The organism is Allokutzneria multivorans, assembly GCF_039537405.1.
GTDB classification, from domain to species: domain Bacteria; phylum Actinomycetota; class Actinomycetes; order Mycobacteriales; family Pseudonocardiaceae; genus Allokutzneria; species Allokutzneria multivorans.
In genome coordinates, this window is record NZ_BAABAL010000018.1 from 742,223 (window position 1) to 757,737 (window position 15,515).

Genomic DNA, 15,515 nt, shown 5'->3' on the forward strand with positions numbered 1-15,515 from the left:
CGACGGGAGTGCAGATGGCGGTCTCGACGCGAATTTTACTCACAGCGGTGCTGCTGGCATCCGCGACGCTCAGTAGTCCTGCGGCCCTGGCCGACCCGGTGCCCGGCGATACCCAGATGGGCTCGCAGATCGCCAAGCACGAGGGTGTGGCGGAGGGGACCGGACGCGACTTCGGTCCCCCCGTCGACCCGGCGACCGGGGTGGCCGTTCCCGGCATCGACGTGAGCCGCTGGCAGGGCGACGTGGACTGGCGCCTGCACTGGGACAACGGGGTGCGCTTCGCCTACGTCAAGGCGACCGAGGGCACGGGCTACGTCAACCCGCACTTCGGCCAGCAGTACAACGGCTCGTTCAACGTCGGCATGATCCGCGGCTCGTACCACTTCGCGCTGCCGGACCGCTCCTCCGGCGCCGACCAGGCGAACTACTTCGTCAACAACGGCGGCGGCTGGTCGCGGGACGGCAGGACGCTGCCCGGAGCGCTGGACATCGAGTACAACCCGTACGGCGAGAACAAGTGCTACGGGCTCGACCAGCCGACGATGACGCGGTGGCTCAAGGACTTCTCCGACACCTACCACCACCGCACGGGCCGGTGGCCGGTGATCTACACCAGCACCAGTTGGTGGGCCATGTGCACCGGGTGGCACGCGGGCGACTTCAGCAACAACAACCCGCTGTGGGTCGCGCGCTACGCCGCCACCACCGGCGTCCTGCCGCACGCGTGGCGGGTCTACACCATCTGGCAGTACTCGTCGACGCCGATCGACCAGAACTCCTTCAACGGCGGCTACGACCGCCTGGTGGCACTGGCGCTGGGCTGAGCACGGAGGTTCGAGCGGGCGGCGTCGACCTCGCGGCCGGGCACGGTGGTCGGCGCCTCCAGGTGCACGGCCCCGCTGGGCAGGATGCCCGCGCCGCCCGCTCTCGCCATGACGCGCCGCTGCACGAGCACGTCCTCGCCGCTGTGCTCCTCGGGCAGCTCGGCCCAGAAGTCGAACCCGCCCACCTCCTCCAGCCGCGCGCGGTCGAACAGGACGCACCCGCCGACCCACGCGACCTTGTACGCGCGCCAGTCCCCTTGCCGGAGATCCAATCGCTGGGCGAGGTGCGTCGGGTTGGCCGCGTTGTGCAGGGTCCACCGCTCCCACTCCGCCGAGCCCGGCTCCACGAGCTCGGGAACGGGCGGACCGGCCCACTCCTCGTAGGGCTCCAGCTCACCGGGCCGCACGTCGTCCACATAGGACAGTCCTTGTACAGCGCTGCCGACGAACCCGCACCGCAGCAGGGTGATCGCCTTGTGCAGCCTGGCCAGCGTCCCCGGCTCCAGCCACACGTCGTCATCGAGGAACAGTACGTGCGGAGCACGGCCGCCCGCGAGCAGGAAGGCGCGCTGCTGGGCAAGACCGCGACGCGGCAGATTCCGCACCAGGGACACGTGCTTTCCCTTGTGGCGCAATACTCTGACCATGCTCGCTGCGGCAGGGCAGGCGTAGTCCGGGGCGCCGTCGGACTGGTCGCTGATGGTCACCGCGAAGTCCGGCCCCTCCTGTGCGGCCAGCCCGGCGAGCGTCGTGGCCAGCTCGGCGGGGCGGTCGCGGGTGGGGATGAGGACGTCGATCCGGGTCACGACGGCCCGGTGCGGATGCGGTCGATCACGGCCGTGGTGGAGTGGTCGGAGAGGTAGTCAAGGATGCGCACCTCGCCACCGAGCGCGTGCACGATCGGGGTCTCCGGCAGCATCTCCGGGGTGTAGTCGCCGCCCTTCGCGTAGACCTCGGGGCGCAGTGCCCGCAGCAGTTCCGCCGGAGTGTCGTCGTCGAAGAGCACGACGTGGTCCACACAGGACAGTCCGGCGAGCACGGCCGCGCGGTCGGACTCGGTGTTCACCGGGCGCTCAGGGCCTTTGAGGCGCCGGACTCCCTTGTCGGAGTTGAGCGCGACGACGAGCACGTCGCCCAATCGCTTGGCCTGGTTGAGATAGGCGACGTGGCCGCGGTGCAGCACGTCGAAGCAACCGTTGGTGAACACGATCCGCTGGCCCGCCGCGCGGTGCTCCTCGACGGCCTTGACCAGGCGATCGGGTTCGGACAGCGCTTCTTGGTCGCTCCCGAGGCGTTCAGCGAGTTCGGCCCACGTGCAGACCGCCGTTCCCGGACGGTGCACCACGACGTCGGCGGCGGCCTGAGCGAGTTCGGCGGCGGTGCTCAACGGTGTCCCCGCGGCAACCGCGATCGTCAGCGCCGCGACGAAAGTGTCACCCGCACCAGCGGTGAAGGTCTCCGGAGCGGGGCGAGCCCAGGTGCGGTGCGGCGGCTCCTCACCGTCGAGGAGCAGGGCGCCGTCGCGGTCGAGTGTGGCCATCACGGCGCGCGCCCCGGTGAGTTCGGCGAGCGCACCGCGTTCTCGTTCGAGCACTTCCACCCGGCTCCGCGCATCGGAGGGCAGCGGGCCCCCGAGCAGCTCCGCTAGCTCGTTCGCGTTGGGCGCGACCACATCCGGGCTCAGCTCCCGCCACCGCGCCAGCGAGTGCGCGTCGACGACGAGCAGCGGGATGTCCTCGCGCACGGCCTTGATGGCCTCCACGACCTCGGGCCCGAGCACTCCGGTCCCGTAGTCGCACACCAGCACGGCGTCGGCTCCGATCAGCGAGCGGCTCACCGCGTAGGCCAAGCGAGCGGAGACATCGGGTGCGAGCGGGCCGCGATCGCCGTCGTCGACGCGCACCACCAACTGGTCTCCGGCGATGATCCGGCGTTTGGTGATGGTGCGCCTCCCCGTCGCACGGACCACCTGCTCGGTGCGCACGCCCTCGCCACGCAGCGCCGCGACGAGCTGGTCACCGGCGACGTCGTCACCGACGGCGGTCACCACCACGCTCTCCGCCCCGAGCGCCGCCAAGTTCACCGCCGTGTTCGCCGCGCCGCCCGGCACGTGGTCCACTGTGGACACATCGACGACCGGCGCGGGCGCCTCTCGGCAGAGCCGGTCGCAGGTGCCGGTCATCCACCCGTCGAGCAGGGCGTCGCCGATCACCGCGATCCTGGGCCGCCTCGCCGCGAGTGAACGCGGCAGTTCCGGTGTGAGAGCTCGGAGATCGCTCATCTGCGGCCTTCCGCCGTTGCCAGGTGCAGCACCTTGGTCGTGGTCATCTCGTCGAGCAGTTCGGGCCCGTAGCCGTAGCCGGTCCCGCTCGCTCCGCGCGGCTGGGCGGCTCCTCCCGGCGCGCCACCGAAGACGGCGTTCACCTTGACGGTGCCGACCGGGAGTTCCCGCCACGCGCGCTGGGCGTGCGAGCTGGAGTCGGTGAGCACGGTCGCCGCGAGCCCGTACCTTCCCGAGGCCGCCTCGGCGAGCCCCTGTTCGAAGTCGCGCACGACGCGCACCGGCGCTACCGGGCCGAAGGTCTCTTCCGCGAGCACCGCCATGCCGGGGTCGCAGTCCGAGAGCACCGTCGCCGGGTAGTGCGCGCCCGGGCCGGAGGGCATCTCGCCGCCGGCGACGCGCTCAGCTCCGCGCGCCAAGGCTTCCAGCACGTGGCCGTGCACGTGGTCGCGGTGCCGCCGATCCACCAAGGGCGGCAAGGTCGTGCCGGTTGCGATCCGGCTGAGCGCGGCGAGGAACGGCCGCGCGATGTCCTGGTGGACGTAGATCCGCTCGACGGAGGTGCAGATCTGGCCGCAGTTGGCGAACGCGCCGAGCGCGGCCTGCTCCGCCGCCCACTCCGGGTCGACGTCGGAATCGATGAGCAGCGGATCATTGCCACCGTTCTCCAGCAAGGTCTTCGCCCCGGTGCGCGCGGCGGCCCCGGCGATCTCGCGGCCCGTGGCCGTGCTGCCGACGTGGGCGATCACGTCCACGTCGGAGCTGATCGCGAGCCGCGCGCCGACCTCACCGTCGCCGACGAGCGTGATCAACACGTTGGGCGGCAGGTGCTCTCCGAGGACCTCGCCGAGCACGGAGCCCGTGCGCGGACACCGCTCGCTGGGTTTGTGGATCACCACGTTGCCCGTGACGAGCGCGGCGGCGATGAGGCCGCAGGACACCGCGACGGGGTCGTTCCACGGCGTGAGCGCGACGACGACTCCGCGCGGCTCCGGCACCATCATGTCGACCGCTTCGTGGGCGCCGAGCAGGCTGCGGCCTCGGTGCAGCGGCCCCAGCTCGGCGTACTGGACGAGCGTGGCGGCTCCGGCCAGCACCCCTTCGCGGGCTTCGGCCAGATCGCGGCCCGTCTCCTCGTGGTTGAGCCTGGCCAGCTCGTCCGCACGCTCCCGCAGGCTCGACGCGGCGGCGTGCAGTGCCGCCGCGCGTTCAGCGGCAGGAGTGCGCGCCCATTCCGGCAGCGCCTTCCGCACGGCCTCACGGGCGTCCAGAACGTCCTTGTCAGAGGCCGTCGGCAGCTCCCACACGGGCGTGCCGTCCTCAGGGCTGCGGATCTCGATCGTCCTGGCGCTCATGCCGCCGGAATACCCCGCGATTCCCGGTGAACACTTCGTTTGCCGTCGTTCACCGCGGGAAGCCGACAAGATGCCCGCCTTCTCGATCGGACCGCTGTGCGCGCCCGTCCCCGACGTCCGGCGGATCGCCGTGCTGCGCGGTGGTGGTCTCGGCGACCTGTTCTTCGCGCTGCCCGCGATCGAGTCGCTCGCGCTGGCCTACCCCGGCGCGGAGATCACCCTCATCGGCACGTCGGTGCACCGCGACCTCCTTTCAGGCCGTCCCGGCCCGGTCAGCGAGGTGCTCGTGCTGCCTGACCTCGCCGAGCCGCCCGCCTTCGACCTGGCCGTTCAGCTGCACGGCGGTGGGCGGTGGTCCAATCCGTTCCTGCGGCAGCTCGGCGCGCGGGTCACTGTCGGGCCGAACACCCCTGACGCGGTCGCCCTCGATCGGCCGGTTCCGTTCGCGTACTTCCAGAACGAGACGGTGCGGTGGCTGGAGGTGGCGGGTTTCGCGGGCGCGCCGGTGGCGACCTTGGAGCCGTCCCTGGCAGTGACCGAGGCCGATCTGCGCGAGGCCTCGGCCGCGTTGTCCGGGTTGCCCCGGCCCATCGTGACCGTCCACCCCGGAGCCACCGACCCGCGCCGCCGCTGGCCGCACTTCGCCGAGCTGATCACCGGCATCGGTGACCGCGCGAGCGTCGTCGTGGTCGGCACGGAGTCGGAAGGCGCACTGCTGCAAGGACTTCCGGGGCGCGTGCTGAGCGGGCTGAGCATGTCCGGCCTCGTCGGGGTCCTCGCGAGCAGTGCCGTAGTGGTCGCCAACGACAGCGGCCCCCGGCACCTGGCTCAGGCCGTGGGCACGCAGACGGTGTCGATCTACTGGATGGGCAACGTGATCCACGCCGGTCCCGCAGGGCGAGCGCGGCACGGCGTGCACATCTCGTGGACCGCGCGGTGCCCCGTCTGCGGTGCGGACTGCACGCGCCACGACCTCGGCCGGTGCGAGCACGACGCGTCACTGGTCGCAGACGTCCCCGTCGCTGACGTCCTTACCGACACCCTGTCCCGCTTGTGACGACCTAGATCATGTCGCGGAGTGCGGTGTCGGTGGGCGTGGGGTCGATCCCGAACGTTGCGGTGGCGGCGGTGGAGTCGAGGACGAACGGGCGTTGGAACTGGTACTGCACCTCGGGCATCTCGCGCGCGGTGGGGTTGACCAGACCGGCCAGCCGGAGCGCGAAGCCGGGCATCTTCGCGACGCGCGCGGCGGGTGCTCCGGCGAGTTCGGCAGTGCGAGCGGCGAGGGCTCGCACGGACACCGGCGGCGCGGTGGGCACGTGCCACGGCCGCCCCCACGCATCGGGCTCGGCCGCGACGGCGATCAGCGTGCGAGCGACGTCGCCGACGTAGGTCCAGCTGTGCGGAGCGTCCAGATCAGCCGGGATCGACGCGCGGCGGCCCGCGACGACCTTGGGCAGCACGAGGGCGCTGAACGGGGAGAGCGCGCCCGCGCCCAAGTAGTCCGAGCCGCGCACTTCGGCCGTGCGGATGCGACCGGCCTCGTGCGCGGCGAGCTGCGCCTTCCACAGCGACGCCCGAACCTCGCCCTTGACGGAGTTCGGCCGCAGCGGCAGGTCTTCGGTCATCGGCACGTCGACCTGGCCGTAGCCGTAGAGGTTCCCGGTGGTGACGAGCACCGCGCCGCTCGCCTCAGCCGCGTCGACCAGGGCTGCTCCGAGCGGCGGCCAGTCGGTGGGCCAGCGGTGGTAGGCCGGACCCGCGCAGCTGTAGAGCGCGACGGCGTCCTTCACGTGCCCGCCGAGGTCCTTGGTCGCGTCGGCCGCGATCAGCTCGATCCCCGCGTGGTCGGGACCGCCGCCGTGACGGCTGAGCAGGCGCACCCGCTCCCCCGCCTCGGCGAGCCTGCGCGCCACGGACGAGCCCACCGGACCGGCTCCGACAACCACGTGAAAGCCCATGCCCGCACAGTAGTTCAGGGCCAGGACGGCTCCTCCGCGTGGGCGATGACCAGCTCGCGGATCTCGCAGCCCGGCGGCTGGCCGAGGACGTTCAGCACCGCCGCCGCGACGTTCTCCGGCGGGTTGAGCTTGCTCTCGTCCGGCGGGCGGTACTTCTCGTCGCGCTCGTCGAAGAACCGCGTCCGCATACCGCCCGGGACCACCAGGGTCACCCCGACGCGCCCGGCCAGCTCCGACGCGAGCGACCTGGTGAACCCGACCACGCCGAACTTCGACGCGCAGTAGGCGGTCGCCTCGGGCAACGCGCGCAGTCCCAGGGTGGAGGCGATCGTGATCACCTTGCCGCGACTGGCTTCCAGGTGGGGCAGCGCCGCGCGCACGACCGCAACCGTGCCGAAGAGGTTGACCTGGACGACGCGTTCCCAGTCCGATGTGGACACTCCGCCGAGCGGCCCGCAGCTGTCGATCCCGGCGGCGGTCACCACGGCGTCGAGCCCGCCCGCTCGCGCCGCTGCCTCCGCAACCGCCTCCTCGGCAGCACCGCTGTCCGAGAGGTCGACCGGCACGAAGTCGGTGTCGTCGCTCGGCGCGGCCTTGTCCAGCACGAACGCGCGTCCGCCCGCCTCGCGCACGGCCGACGCGACCGCCGCGCCAAGCCCGGCGGCTCCTCCTGTCACCACAACTCGCACAACGTGTCCTTTCAGCCTCAGCCCGCCTCGGCCAGCGCGACGGCCAGCCGGGAGGTGGAATGTCCTGGGTGGTACGGGACCGCGACAGCGCAGCCACCCCACTGGCGCAGCAGCTCCGCCTCGGGCAGTTCCTCCGCGCGGTAGTCACCGCCCTTCACCCAGATGTCGGGTCGTAGAACGTCCACAATGGACTCTGGCGTGTCCTCGTCGAAGACCGCGACCGCGTCCACGCACGTCAGCGACTCCAGCAGCTCGACGCGCTCGCGCTCGGGGTTGATCGGCCGGTCGGCGCCCTTGAGCCTGCGCACAGAGGCGTCGGAGTTCAGGCACACGATGAGGCAGTCGCCCAACGCCCTTGCCGCCGCGAGGGTTCTGGTGTGCCCGGCGTGCAGCAGGTCGAAGCACCCTCCTGTCGCCACAACGGTGCCACCTCGAGCCCGCACTTCCTCGGCCACTCGGCGCGCGTCCCCTCCGTCCACAAAGGACATCGTGGTCGCGCCGACGGAGGCCGCTCCGCCCTCGGCGAGGAAACGCGCGGCGGCCTGAACCGCCGAAGTCACCGCGTCCTCCGGCGTGTCACCCGCGAGCAGCCTGGTCGCGGCGGTGACCGCGAACCGGTCCCCTGCCCCGCACGGATCACTGACCGGGACGTCCGGGGCGGGCACCGCCAACGGCAGGCCACGTTGGTCGAGCACGGCACCCGCCGCTCCCAGGGTCACCACCACCGCGCGCACCGACCACCGCTCCCGCAATCGCCGCGCGGCTCGTTGCGCCGCAGCGATCCCCGTGCCGGTGAGATCGGCCTCGCTGGCATTGGGTGTGACCAGCGCGCAGCCCGGCACCGGTTTCGGGCCGCGCGGGTGCGGGTCCCACACAACGCGCTCCGCAACCTCGGTCAGACACGCGCGCAACCTCCCGTCCCACAACAGTCCTCGGCCGTAGTCGGAGACCAGCACGGCGTCGGCTCCACGCACTGCGGCGAGCATCTCGCCGGTCGCGGTGGGTGCCGCGCCCGGCTCGCCCTCGTCAATGCGTGCCAGTGACTGCCCTGCGCACCGCACTCGCGTCTTCACCGAGGTCGCCGCTCCGGCAGGCCCGGCCACGACCTCCAAGCCGCTCAGCTCACGCCGAAGTCGTTGTCCCGCCTCATCTTCGGCCAGCGCCGTGACCAGCGTGACGTCAGTGCCATCGCGCGCCGCGAGCAGTGCCGCCAAGCCCGCGCCGCCCGGTCGGTACCGACGATCGGCGAGGTCCAGGACGGGCGCGGGAGCGTCGGGGCAGACGCGGTTCACCGTGCCGACGAGGTCGACATCGAGCAGCGTGTCACCCACTACGACGAGCTTCACGACACCCTCCGCTGTTCGTCCACTTCGGACAATGCAGCCTCGAAAGCCACGCACAGCACGTGCACGGCGACCAACTGCGCCTCCTGCACGGAGCTGGTGGAGCCCGGCAGCGCCACGGCATCGTCGACCGCGTCGTGCAACGGGTTCGGCGCGGCTCCGGTCAACGCCCACACCACAGCCCCGGCTTCGCGCCCAGCGCCACTGGCGCGCAACAGGTTCGGGCTCTTGCCCGAGGTGGACAACAGCAGCAGGACGTCGCCGGGGCGGGCGTGTGCGGTGACCTGCCGCGCGAAGACCTGGTCGTAGCCGTAGTCGTTGCCGATCGCGGTCATGCTCGATGTCTCCGCGTGCAGCGCGAGCGCGGAGAACGGGCGCCGATCGTCCTGGAACCGCCCGACCAGCTCAGCGGTGAGGTGCTGGGCCTCCGCCGCTGAGCCACCGTTGCCCGCGACGAGCAACCGCGCACCCGCGCTGAGGCGATCGGCGAGCACGCGGCCCCATCGGCTGAGCGTGCTGGATTGCTTGCGCAGCGAGGACAACGTCACCGTCAGCGCGTCGATGTGATCACGGGCGAGCGGGTCGGGCAGCATTCGCGTCATCGTCGCTCCCCCGCCGTCCGATGCTCGCCGAGGTCGACGGGAACGACGCGCTCGTAGCCACGCACCGTCTCCGAGGCGACGCGGTCCCACGAGTAGCGGCACTCCGCTCGATCGCGTCCGGCTGTGCCGAACTCCTCGCGGCACACCGGATCGTTGACGCAGGAACGCATCGCCTGAGCCAGCGCCGCCGGGTCGCGGGGCGGAACGAGCGTGCCGGTCACCCCGTCGACGACGGTGTCGACCAAACCGCCGACCGCGCTGGCGATCACCGGCACTCCGCAGGCCATCGCCTCCAACGGCACGATGCCGAACGGCTCGTACCACGGCGTGCACACCACCGCGTCGGCCGAACGCAGGAGCGCGGGCATGTCCGCACGGGAAACCTGGCCCAGAAAGGAAACCCGGTCCCGGACGCCGAGCCGCTTCGCGTGTGCGAGCAGGCGGCGAACTTCACGATCTCTCTTCAAGTCCTCCTGGCGAGGCCCACCCGCGACGACGAGTTCGGTGTCCGACACACGGGCGAGCGCGGAGATCGCGGTGTCCACGCCCTTGCGCGGGACCAGCCGCCCCACGGTGACGACGCGGTGCTCCTGACCGCGATCGGCGACGGGGCCGGTCGGCGAGAACGTCGACAGATCCACCCCGCACGGCACCACCGACACGCGGTTGCGCGAGATGCCCATCCGAACCAGCTCGAAAACCTCGTCGGTGCACGTCGCGACGATCCGGTCCGCAGTGCGGCAGAGCAGGCGCTCCACCGCGAGCCGCTCGCTCGGACTGGTGTCGGCGGAGCCCTGGTACCGGTGCTTCACCACACCGAGCGCGTGGAAGGTCTGCACGAACGGCACGCCGAGGTCCCGGGTGGCGAGCAGCGTTGCCAGCCCGGACATCCAGAAGTGCGCGTGCGCCACGTCGGGCCGCTCGCGCGTCCAGTGCCGCCGGAGCACGTCGCCGAACTCGCCCATGTACGGCAGCAGCTCGTCCTTGGGCACGAACTTCGCCGGTCCGGCCTCCACGTGCACGACGTCGTAGCCCTGCGGAGCGCGCACCACCTCCGGCAGATCCGGGTCATCTCGGCGCGTGTAGACCGTTGTCTCGTGGCCGAGCCTGGTCAGCGCCGCGGACAGCTCCGCGACGTGAAGGTTCTGGCCTCCTGCGTCGATGCCCCCGAGCGCGGCCAGCGGACTGGCGTGCTCGGAGATCATGGCAACTCTCATCTCGTCACCTCCTCAAGGTGTTCACCCGGCGACTCGGTCGAGCAGCCGGCCCCAGTTCTCGACGAACGCGTCCAGCCCGTAGTGCGCCAGCGCGAACTTCCTCGCTCCCCGGCCGAGCCGTGCCGCCAGCTCCGGTTCGGCCATCAGCAGTTCCACAGCGGCAACCAGCTCGTCCACGTCGGTGGAGACGAATCCCGCCTCGGTGGAAACCGCCCTCGCGGCCTCGGTGGTGCCCAGGGCGACCACCGGCATGCCCAGGTGCATCGCCTCGATCAGCGACAGGCCGAGCGAGGTCCAGCGCGGCGTGTGCACATATGCGCGGCGGCGCGCCAGTTCGGTGTGCAGCCGCTCGGTCGGCAGGTCGCCGACGGGTGTGACGCGGTCGCACCCCAGCTTCTCCACGAGCCCGTCCAGGCCCATGCCGAAGACGTCCAGCGGAGCGGCTTCGGCGAAGCGCGGCACCAGATCCGTTCCGGTCACCCGCCACCGCCGCACCGGCTCGTTGATCACCACTCCGGCCCTGGCGAGCTCTCCGGTGTAGCGCTCCCCCGGATCGACCACACCGTGTTCGATCACGGTCGTCGGCGTGGACCCGCAGTCCCACATCAACGCGTTGAAGTGCGTGACGTGCGCGATGAGCACGTCGTCGCGGTCAGCGAGCGGATGGCGTTCGACCTTGGGGGTGTTGTGCTCCACGAAGATCTTCGGCACGCGCGGCCCGAGCCACCGCTCCGCCAGCGCCAGCTCCTCGATCCTTTGCAGCACAACGACATCGACGTCGGATGCGGTCAGCTGCGCCGCGTCAACCTCGCGGGCGGACTCCGGCCAGTCGCGGCCGAGCCGTCCCGCGCCGAACGGCCCGCCCTCGGGCAACGTCGGCAGCAGGTACTCGTGCGGTCCCCGGACGAAGGAGTTCATCCAGCCGCCGTGCACGTGCCAGACAAGGATTCTCACGACGCCACCACCTGGAGCTCGTCGACCGCCGCGACGACCGCGTCCGGGGAAATCGTGTTCAGGCAAGGATGTCCGGGAACCGGGCACTCGCGGGCTCGCGTGCCCCGGCACTCCGCCCACTGGTCGCCGAAGAGCCGGACCTCGACACCGTACGGCGCCCACCGGCTCGCCGGGACGACGGGCGAGAACAGCGACACCACCGGAGTTCCCACCGCTGCGGCCAAATGCGCGGGTCCGGTGTTGCCGACGACGACGGCCTCCGCGCCCGCCAGCACTCCGGCGAGTTCGGCGAAGCTCGTCAGACCACCGAGGTCGACTCCGTGATCACCCGCCACCCGCGCGGTCAGCTCGCGCTCCCCCGGCCCTCCGGTCACGAACACGTGGTGTCCAGCTTCCACCAGCGCGACAACGGTTTCCGCACACAGCGAGGGCGCCCAGGCCCGTGCGGGGACTGAGGCTCCGGGGTGCACCACGACATATCCGTGCGGCCCGTCGAACTTCGGCGGCACCTTCACGCGGAGCAGGCCGTCGTCATCGATCGGAAGCGCGAAACCAGCCGCCTGCGCGACGTTCAGCGCCCGAACTGCCTCGGGAATGTCTTCATCTTCGCGCAACCTGATGTCCAGCAACGATCCCGCGTAGTCCACTGACGTGGCCGCGATCCGAGGCAATCCGGCAAGGCGCAACAACAGCGCGAGCGGCAACGGCGACTGGTGGAACGAGGTGAGGACGAGCGCGACATCACATCGTTGCGCGGCAACGTGGTCGACGAGGTCGTGCACATCGGCCGGATCGAGCTGCGGCGGATCGGGCACCACCCACGGGCACGTCCACTCGATGATCTCCGAGACGCCGGGCAGAAGTTCGGCGGCCTGCCTGCCGTGAGGGCCGCACAGGAGCGTGACCTCACCGCTCGCGGCAGCAGCCCGGATCGCGGGCCCTGCCAACAGCACATCGCCATCGCTGTCCAACCGCGCAACGAGCACCCGGGTGCTCATGACAGCACGAGCCGAACGGCTTCAGCCAGGTCATCAGCGACAACGGGAGCGCGCCGCACCTCATCGGGCAAGGTCCTCGGGGTGGGGACGAGGACGGAACGCGCTCCGGCGCGCTCGGCGGCCTCAACGTCGGCACCGATGTCGCCGACGACCACAGTCCGCTCCGGCAGCACACCCAGCTCGGAGCAGGCGGCCAACACCATCCCGGGTTCCGGTTTGCGGCACTGGCACCCCTGCTCCGGCGCGTGCGGGCAGAGCTGCCAGCTGTCGAACCCGCCGAAGACCTCCTCCACCCTCGCGTTGACCGCGTCGACCTCGTCCCAGGTCAGCAGTCCCCTCCCGATGCCGGACTGATTGCTGACCACGCCGAGCGCCAGGCCGCGCGAACGCACGGCGGCGACCGCGCCGACAGCACCGGGCACCGGGAGCACCAACAACGGATTCCCGTTGTAGGGAACGTCTTCCACCAGAGTGCCGTCGCGATCGAAGAGAACGGCGGCGATTTCCATAGTGTCGGTGGTTGCCCCAGCGGTGCGGGGTAAACGCAGAGGGCGGAACTACTACTCTCCGTGCCCGCTTCTTCCCCCCTCCTCCCAGGAGTACAAGATGATCATCGCGTTGCGCGCGCTGAAGCTCGGCGATTTCCTCGTCGCGGTACCGGCTTTGCGCGCGCTGAAGCGTCACTGGCCGGAGGAGCGCCTGCACTACGCCGGTCCCGGCTGGCTGAGCCCCTTGGCCGAGCTGACCGGCTGCATTGACGAACTGCTCCCGACTCCGAGGCTAGAGCCCTTGTCCGCCAAAGCTTTTCGCCCGCACGTGGCGGTGAACCTGCACGGTGCGGGACCGGAGAGCAACCGTGTGCTCGACGCACTGGAGCCCCAGCTCAGGATCGGGCACGGACCGGGTGGTCCGGAGTGGCGCGAAGACGTCCACGAGCGCGAGAGGTGGTGCGCGATGCTGACCGCGCACGGCATCCCCTCGGACGCCGACGACTTCCGTCTCAACGCTCCCAACGACCCCAGTGGTCACCTCGGCGCGGTGGTGCTCCACCCCGGCGCGGCGTACGGCAGCAAGCGCTGGCCGCCGAGTCGGTTCGCGCAGGTGGGAACCGCGCTCGCCCGCCAAGGCCACGAGGTCGTGGTCACCGGCGGCCCCGGCGAGGACGCTCTCGTCCAGGAGGTCGTCGACCGCGCCGGTCACGGAGTGTGTGCGGCGGGCCGGACGAGCCTGCCGGAGCTGTGCGCGCTCATCGCCGACGCATCGCTGGTGATCTGCGGAGACACGGGGACCGCGCACCTGAGCTACGCCTTCGGAACTCCCTCGGTCGTGTTGTTCGGTCCGGCGCCGGCGTGGCAGTGGGGTCCTCCGCCGGGGACTCCGCACGTCGTGCTCACCGCCGCCGAGCTGCGCAGGGGCGACGCGTTCGGCCAGGAACCCGACCCGGCCCTGCTCGCGGTGGACGTCGATGACGTGCTGGCCGCTTGTTTGGACGCACTGTCCCCGGGAATCCGACGCGCAGGAGGTGAGCGCCATGCCCGGTAAGGAAGCCATGCCCTCAACGCTGAAGCGTTCGTCGAAGAAGGCTCAGCGCACATGGGTCAAGTCGCACGACTCGGCGGTGGAGAGCTACGGCGAGGGCGAGCGTTCGCACCGCGTCGCGTACTCGGCGTTGAAGCACACGCACGAGAAGGTCGGCGATCACTGGGAAGCCAAGGACCACAAGGGGCCGTCGGACGAGCAGGCCGCGCGCCACTCCGGGGGCCGCAAGGGCAAGACGGCCGGTGGCGTGGATGCCAACGCCAGCAAGCAGCACCTCTACGAGCAGGCGAAGAAGCTCGACGTGCCGGGACGCTCCAAGATGACCAAGGACGAGTTGGTCGAGGCGTTGCAGAAGGCCAACGACCGCAAGACCGCGAAGGCCCGGTCATGAGCAGGCCCGGCGAGATGCCTCCGGCGGAGAGCGGCGTTTCCGGTCTGTCGCACCACGAGGAACCGCCGCCCCGCCCGAGCGCGCACCGACTGTGGATCGGCGTGCTGATCGGCGGGACGGCGGCCTTGGTCGTGCTGATGGTCCTCCAGATGTTCGTGCTCTAGAACGGCCCCAGGATCACGCTGGCGGAACGCGGGTTCCCGTCGTGCACCAGCGACTCGAAGTGGCCGACGTCGTCGAAGGCGAAGCCGTAGGCCTTGCCGTCCACCATGTTCGCGTGAATGATCTTCGAGTAGTGGTCGGTGATCGCGCGGGTGTAGAACTCCGACGGGTTCACCGTGGGCTGCGTGTGCAGGAAGCCCAGGGTGGAGCGGTGCAGCGCCGCGCACAGCGTGCGGGCGATGGCACCGATGTCGTTGTTCGGCGCCGCGAGCCGGCCGTCGCAGCCGAAGATGTCCTTGGAGGTCGGCTGCTGGAAGGACGCCACGCGCGCCCCGGCGGTGTTGGTGAAGTGCATGACGCCGCCGCCGTCGGTGCGGCCGATGAACTTCCTGCCCGGCTCGTTCTCGTAGGGCACCACGGTCAGATCGGTGTTGCGGTAGGTGTTCCAGGCGCTCTGCGTGTAGCTGTCGAAGTAGTTCGCGCCGAAGATCCCGGACTCGATGCCCAGCCTCGGCGCCAGCGCGCGGACCCGCGTGCCGTCGGGGCGCGTGTGCACGAGCTTGCCCCAGTCACCGCTCTGGTTGCGCAGACCGTCGAGAATCTTGTTGCGGCCTCCTGAAACCAGCTCGCCGGTCTTCTTCACCTGGCCGGTGCTCGCGGTCACCTCCACCGCGTGCGGCACGCTGAACATGTCCACCTGCGAGGAGTTCAGCCAGAGACCGCCGTTGTTGTAGGTGAACTCGCTCCAGTCGAAGAGGATGTTCCGGTTGGGGTCACTGGGGTTCCACGGCGCGGGCTGGACGAGGCCGTCCGGGGTCAGGAAGAACTTCAGCTTCTCCCCGAAGGACATGTACAGCCGACCGCCTGCGAGGTTGATCGGGATGTTGAGCGTCTTCGACCCGCCCTGGCCGGGTCCGGCGATCGACACGTCCGGCGCGGGCACCGGCGGGTTCCCGCCACCGGACCACGGCGTGAACGCGCCCGCCGCGTTGACGTGGCCGAGACGGCCGTTGAAGACACCGAAGACGTAGAGGTGGACCTGGTCGGCGCGGCCGGAGTTGTTGGTCACGGTCAGCGGCAGCAGGCTCGGCGCGGCCTGGGCCGGGACCGCGGTCAGACCAAGCAGGACCGCGATCGCCGCCAGCCACGAGAACAGTCTCGTTCGCAAGGGTCACTCCTCGTTGAGTGAGGGGTCGGGC

At 70.8% G+C, this 15,515-nt stretch carries 17 protein-coding genes; 5 read left to right on the plus strand and 12 right to left on the minus strand.

The annotated features are described in order from the left end of the window. The first annotated feature begins 14 nt into the window (after window positions 1-14). Complete coding sequence (locus ABD798_RS27485) at window positions 15-824, plus strand: lysozyme (RefSeq protein ID WP_344880715.1); 810 nt, start codon at window positions 15-17, stop codon at window positions 822-824. Here the strand turns inward: ABD798_RS27485 and ABD798_RS27490 are convergent. From ABD798_RS27490 to ABD798_RS27500, 3 genes are read right to left on the minus strand one after another with little or no spacing between them, the layout of a single operon-like run. Further along, complete coding sequence (locus ABD798_RS27490; protein WP_344880718.1) at window positions 791-1,630, minus strand: glycosyltransferase; 840 nt, start codon at window positions 1,628-1,630, stop codon at window positions 791-793. The two genes, ABD798_RS27485 and ABD798_RS27490, sit on opposite strands and share 34 nt — an antisense overlap. Continuing rightward, entirely contained in the window at window positions 1,627-3,105 is a 1,479-nt protein-coding gene (gene rfaE2, locus ABD798_RS27495; protein ID WP_344880720.1) for a D-glycero-beta-D-manno-heptose 1-phosphate adenylyltransferase, read from the minus strand. The genes ABD798_RS27490 and rfaE2 (ABD798_RS27495) overlap by 4 nt, the downstream gene beginning before the upstream one ends. Next, window positions 3,102-4,460: an aldehyde dehydrogenase family protein gene (locus tag ABD798_RS27500; protein ID WP_344880723.1), complete on the minus strand. Its 1,359-nt coding sequence runs from the start codon at window positions 4,458-4,460 to the stop codon at window positions 3,102-3,104. Before ABD798_RS27500 ends, rfaE2 (ABD798_RS27495) begins: the two co-directional genes overlap by 4 nt. 70 nt (window positions 4,461-4,530) lie before the next feature. On the opposite strand from ABD798_RS27500, the gene ABD798_RS27505 reads away from it, so the two are divergent. Then, complete coding sequence (locus ABD798_RS27505; protein ID WP_344880726.1) at window positions 4,531-5,517, plus strand: glycosyltransferase family 9 protein; 987 nt, start codon at window positions 4,531-4,533, stop codon at window positions 5,515-5,517. Window positions 5,518-5,521: 4 nt separating this feature from the next. Here ABD798_RS27505 and ABD798_RS27510 read toward each other — a convergent pair whose 3' ends face one another. From ABD798_RS27510 to ABD798_RS27545, 8 genes are read right to left on the minus strand one after another with little or no spacing between them, the layout of a single operon-like run. Further along, entirely contained in the window at window positions 5,522-6,421 is a 900-nt protein-coding gene (locus tag ABD798_RS27510; protein ID WP_344880729.1) for an NAD-dependent epimerase/dehydratase family protein, read from the minus strand. 14 nt (window positions 6,422-6,435) lie between these two features. Then, window positions 6,436-7,110: an SDR family oxidoreductase gene (locus tag ABD798_RS27515; protein ID WP_344880731.1), complete on the minus strand. Its 675-nt coding sequence runs from the start codon at window positions 7,108-7,110 to the stop codon at window positions 6,436-6,438. A gap of 17 nt (window positions 7,111-7,127) precedes the next feature. Then, window positions 7,128-8,456, minus strand: a complete 1,329-nt coding sequence (rfaE2, locus tag ABD798_RS27520) for a D-glycero-beta-D-manno-heptose 1-phosphate adenylyltransferase (protein ID WP_344880734.1) — start codon at window positions 8,454-8,456, stop codon at window positions 7,128-7,130. Then, a complete protein-coding gene (locus tag ABD798_RS27525; RefSeq protein ID WP_425549272.1) occupies window positions 8,453-9,055 on the minus strand; it encodes a D-sedoheptulose-7-phosphate isomerase in 603 nt (200 codons plus the stop codon). The genes rfaE2 (ABD798_RS27520) and ABD798_RS27525 overlap by 4 nt, the downstream gene beginning before the upstream one ends. Then, the gene (locus tag ABD798_RS27530) at window positions 9,052-10,272 is read right to left on the minus strand and encodes a glycosyltransferase (RefSeq protein WP_344880737.1); all 1,221 of its coding nucleotides are present in this window, start codon (window positions 10,270-10,272) and stop codon (window positions 9,052-9,054) included. The genes ABD798_RS27525 and ABD798_RS27530 overlap by 4 nt, the downstream gene beginning before the upstream one ends. 21 nt (window positions 10,273-10,293) lie before the next feature. Then, on the minus strand, window positions 10,294-11,226 hold the full coding sequence (locus tag ABD798_RS27535) for a glycosyltransferase (protein ID WP_344880740.1): 933 nt from the start codon (window positions 11,224-11,226) through the stop codon (window positions 10,294-10,296). Next, window positions 11,223-12,224 (minus strand): glycosyltransferase family 9 protein, encoded by a 1,002-nt coding sequence (locus tag ABD798_RS27540; RefSeq protein ID WP_344880743.1) that lies wholly within the window; start codon window positions 12,222-12,224, stop codon window positions 11,223-11,225. Before ABD798_RS27540 ends, ABD798_RS27535 begins: the two co-directional genes overlap by 4 nt. After that, on the minus strand, window positions 12,221-12,733 hold the full coding sequence (locus ABD798_RS27545) for a D-glycero-alpha-D-manno-heptose-1,7-bisphosphate 7-phosphatase (RefSeq protein WP_344880746.1): 513 nt from the start codon (window positions 12,731-12,733) through the stop codon (window positions 12,221-12,223). Before ABD798_RS27545 ends, ABD798_RS27540 begins: the two co-directional genes overlap by 4 nt. A 97-nt stretch (window positions 12,734-12,830) precedes the next feature. On the opposite strand from ABD798_RS27545, the gene ABD798_RS27550 reads away from it, so the two are divergent. From ABD798_RS27550 to ABD798_RS27560, 3 genes are read left to right on the plus strand one after another with little or no spacing between them, the layout of a single operon-like run. Further along, complete coding sequence (locus tag ABD798_RS27550) at window positions 12,831-13,766, plus strand: glycosyltransferase family 9 protein (protein WP_344880749.1); 936 nt, start codon at window positions 12,831-12,833, stop codon at window positions 13,764-13,766. After that, window positions 13,756-14,154, plus strand: a complete 399-nt coding sequence (locus ABD798_RS27555; RefSeq protein ID WP_344880752.1) for a ChaB family protein — start codon at window positions 13,756-13,758, stop codon at window positions 14,152-14,154. The genes ABD798_RS27550 and ABD798_RS27555 overlap by 11 nt, the downstream gene beginning before the upstream one ends. Further along, entirely contained in the window at window positions 14,151-14,318 is a 168-nt protein-coding gene (locus ABD798_RS27560; protein ID WP_344880754.1) for a DUF6480 family protein, read from the plus strand. Before ABD798_RS27555 ends, ABD798_RS27560 begins: the two co-directional genes overlap by 4 nt. Here the strand turns inward: ABD798_RS27560 and ABD798_RS27565 are convergent. Continuing rightward, a complete protein-coding gene (locus ABD798_RS27565) occupies window positions 14,315-15,484 on the minus strand; it encodes a beta-1,3-glucanase family protein (protein ID WP_344880757.1) in 1,170 nt (389 codons plus the stop codon). The two genes, ABD798_RS27560 and ABD798_RS27565, sit on opposite strands and share 4 nt — an antisense overlap. Window positions 15,485-15,515: the final 31 nt, after the last annotated feature.

What these genes read in the sequence shown, in the direction of transcription:
- ABD798_RS27510 (WP_344880729.1), bottom strand. Translation starts at nt 6,421, where the DNA reads ATGGGCTTTCACGTGGTTGTCGGAGCCGGTCCGGTGGGCTCGTCCGTG.
- ABD798_RS27525 (WP_425549272.1), bottom strand. Translation starts at nt 9,055, where the DNA reads ATGACGCGAATGCTGCCCGACCCGCTCGCCCGTGATCACATCGACGCG.
- ABD798_RS27545 (WP_344880746.1), bottom strand. Translation starts at nt 12,733, where the DNA reads ATGGAAATCGCCGCCGTTCTCTTCGATCGCGACGGCACTCTGGTGGAA.
- ABD798_RS27560 (WP_344880754.1), top strand. Translation starts at nt 14,151, where the DNA reads ATGAGCAGGCCCGGCGAGATGCCTCCGGCGGAGAGCGGCGTTTCCGGT.
- ABD798_RS27550 (WP_344880749.1), top strand. Translation starts at nt 12,831, where the DNA reads ATGATCATCGCGTTGCGCGCGCTGAAGCTCGGCGATTTCCTCGTCGCG.
- ABD798_RS27540 (WP_344880743.1), bottom strand. Translation starts at nt 12,224, where the DNA reads ATGAGCACCCGGGTGCTCGTTGCGCGGTTGGACAGCGATGGCGATGTG.
- ABD798_RS27530 (WP_344880737.1), bottom strand. Translation starts at nt 10,272, where the DNA reads ATGAGAGTTGCCATGATCTCCGAGCACGCCAGTCCGCTGGCCGCGCTC.
- rfaE2 (WP_344880720.1), bottom strand. Translation starts at nt 3,105, where the DNA reads ATGAGCGATCTCCGAGCTCTCACACCGGAACTGCCGCGTTCACTCGCG.
- ABD798_RS27485 (WP_344880715.1), top strand. Translation starts at nt 15, where the DNA reads ATGGCGGTCTCGACGCGAATTTTACTCACAGCGGTGCTGCTGGCATCC.
- ABD798_RS27505 (WP_344880726.1), top strand. Translation starts at nt 4,531, where the DNA reads ATGCCCGCCTTCTCGATCGGACCGCTGTGCGCGCCCGTCCCCGACGTC.
- ABD798_RS27555 (WP_344880752.1), top strand. Translation starts at nt 13,756, where the DNA reads ATGCCCGGTAAGGAAGCCATGCCCTCAACGCTGAAGCGTTCGTCGAAG.
- ABD798_RS27500 (WP_344880723.1), bottom strand. Translation starts at nt 4,460, where the DNA reads ATGAGCGCCAGGACGATCGAGATCCGCAGCCCTGAGGACGGCACGCCC.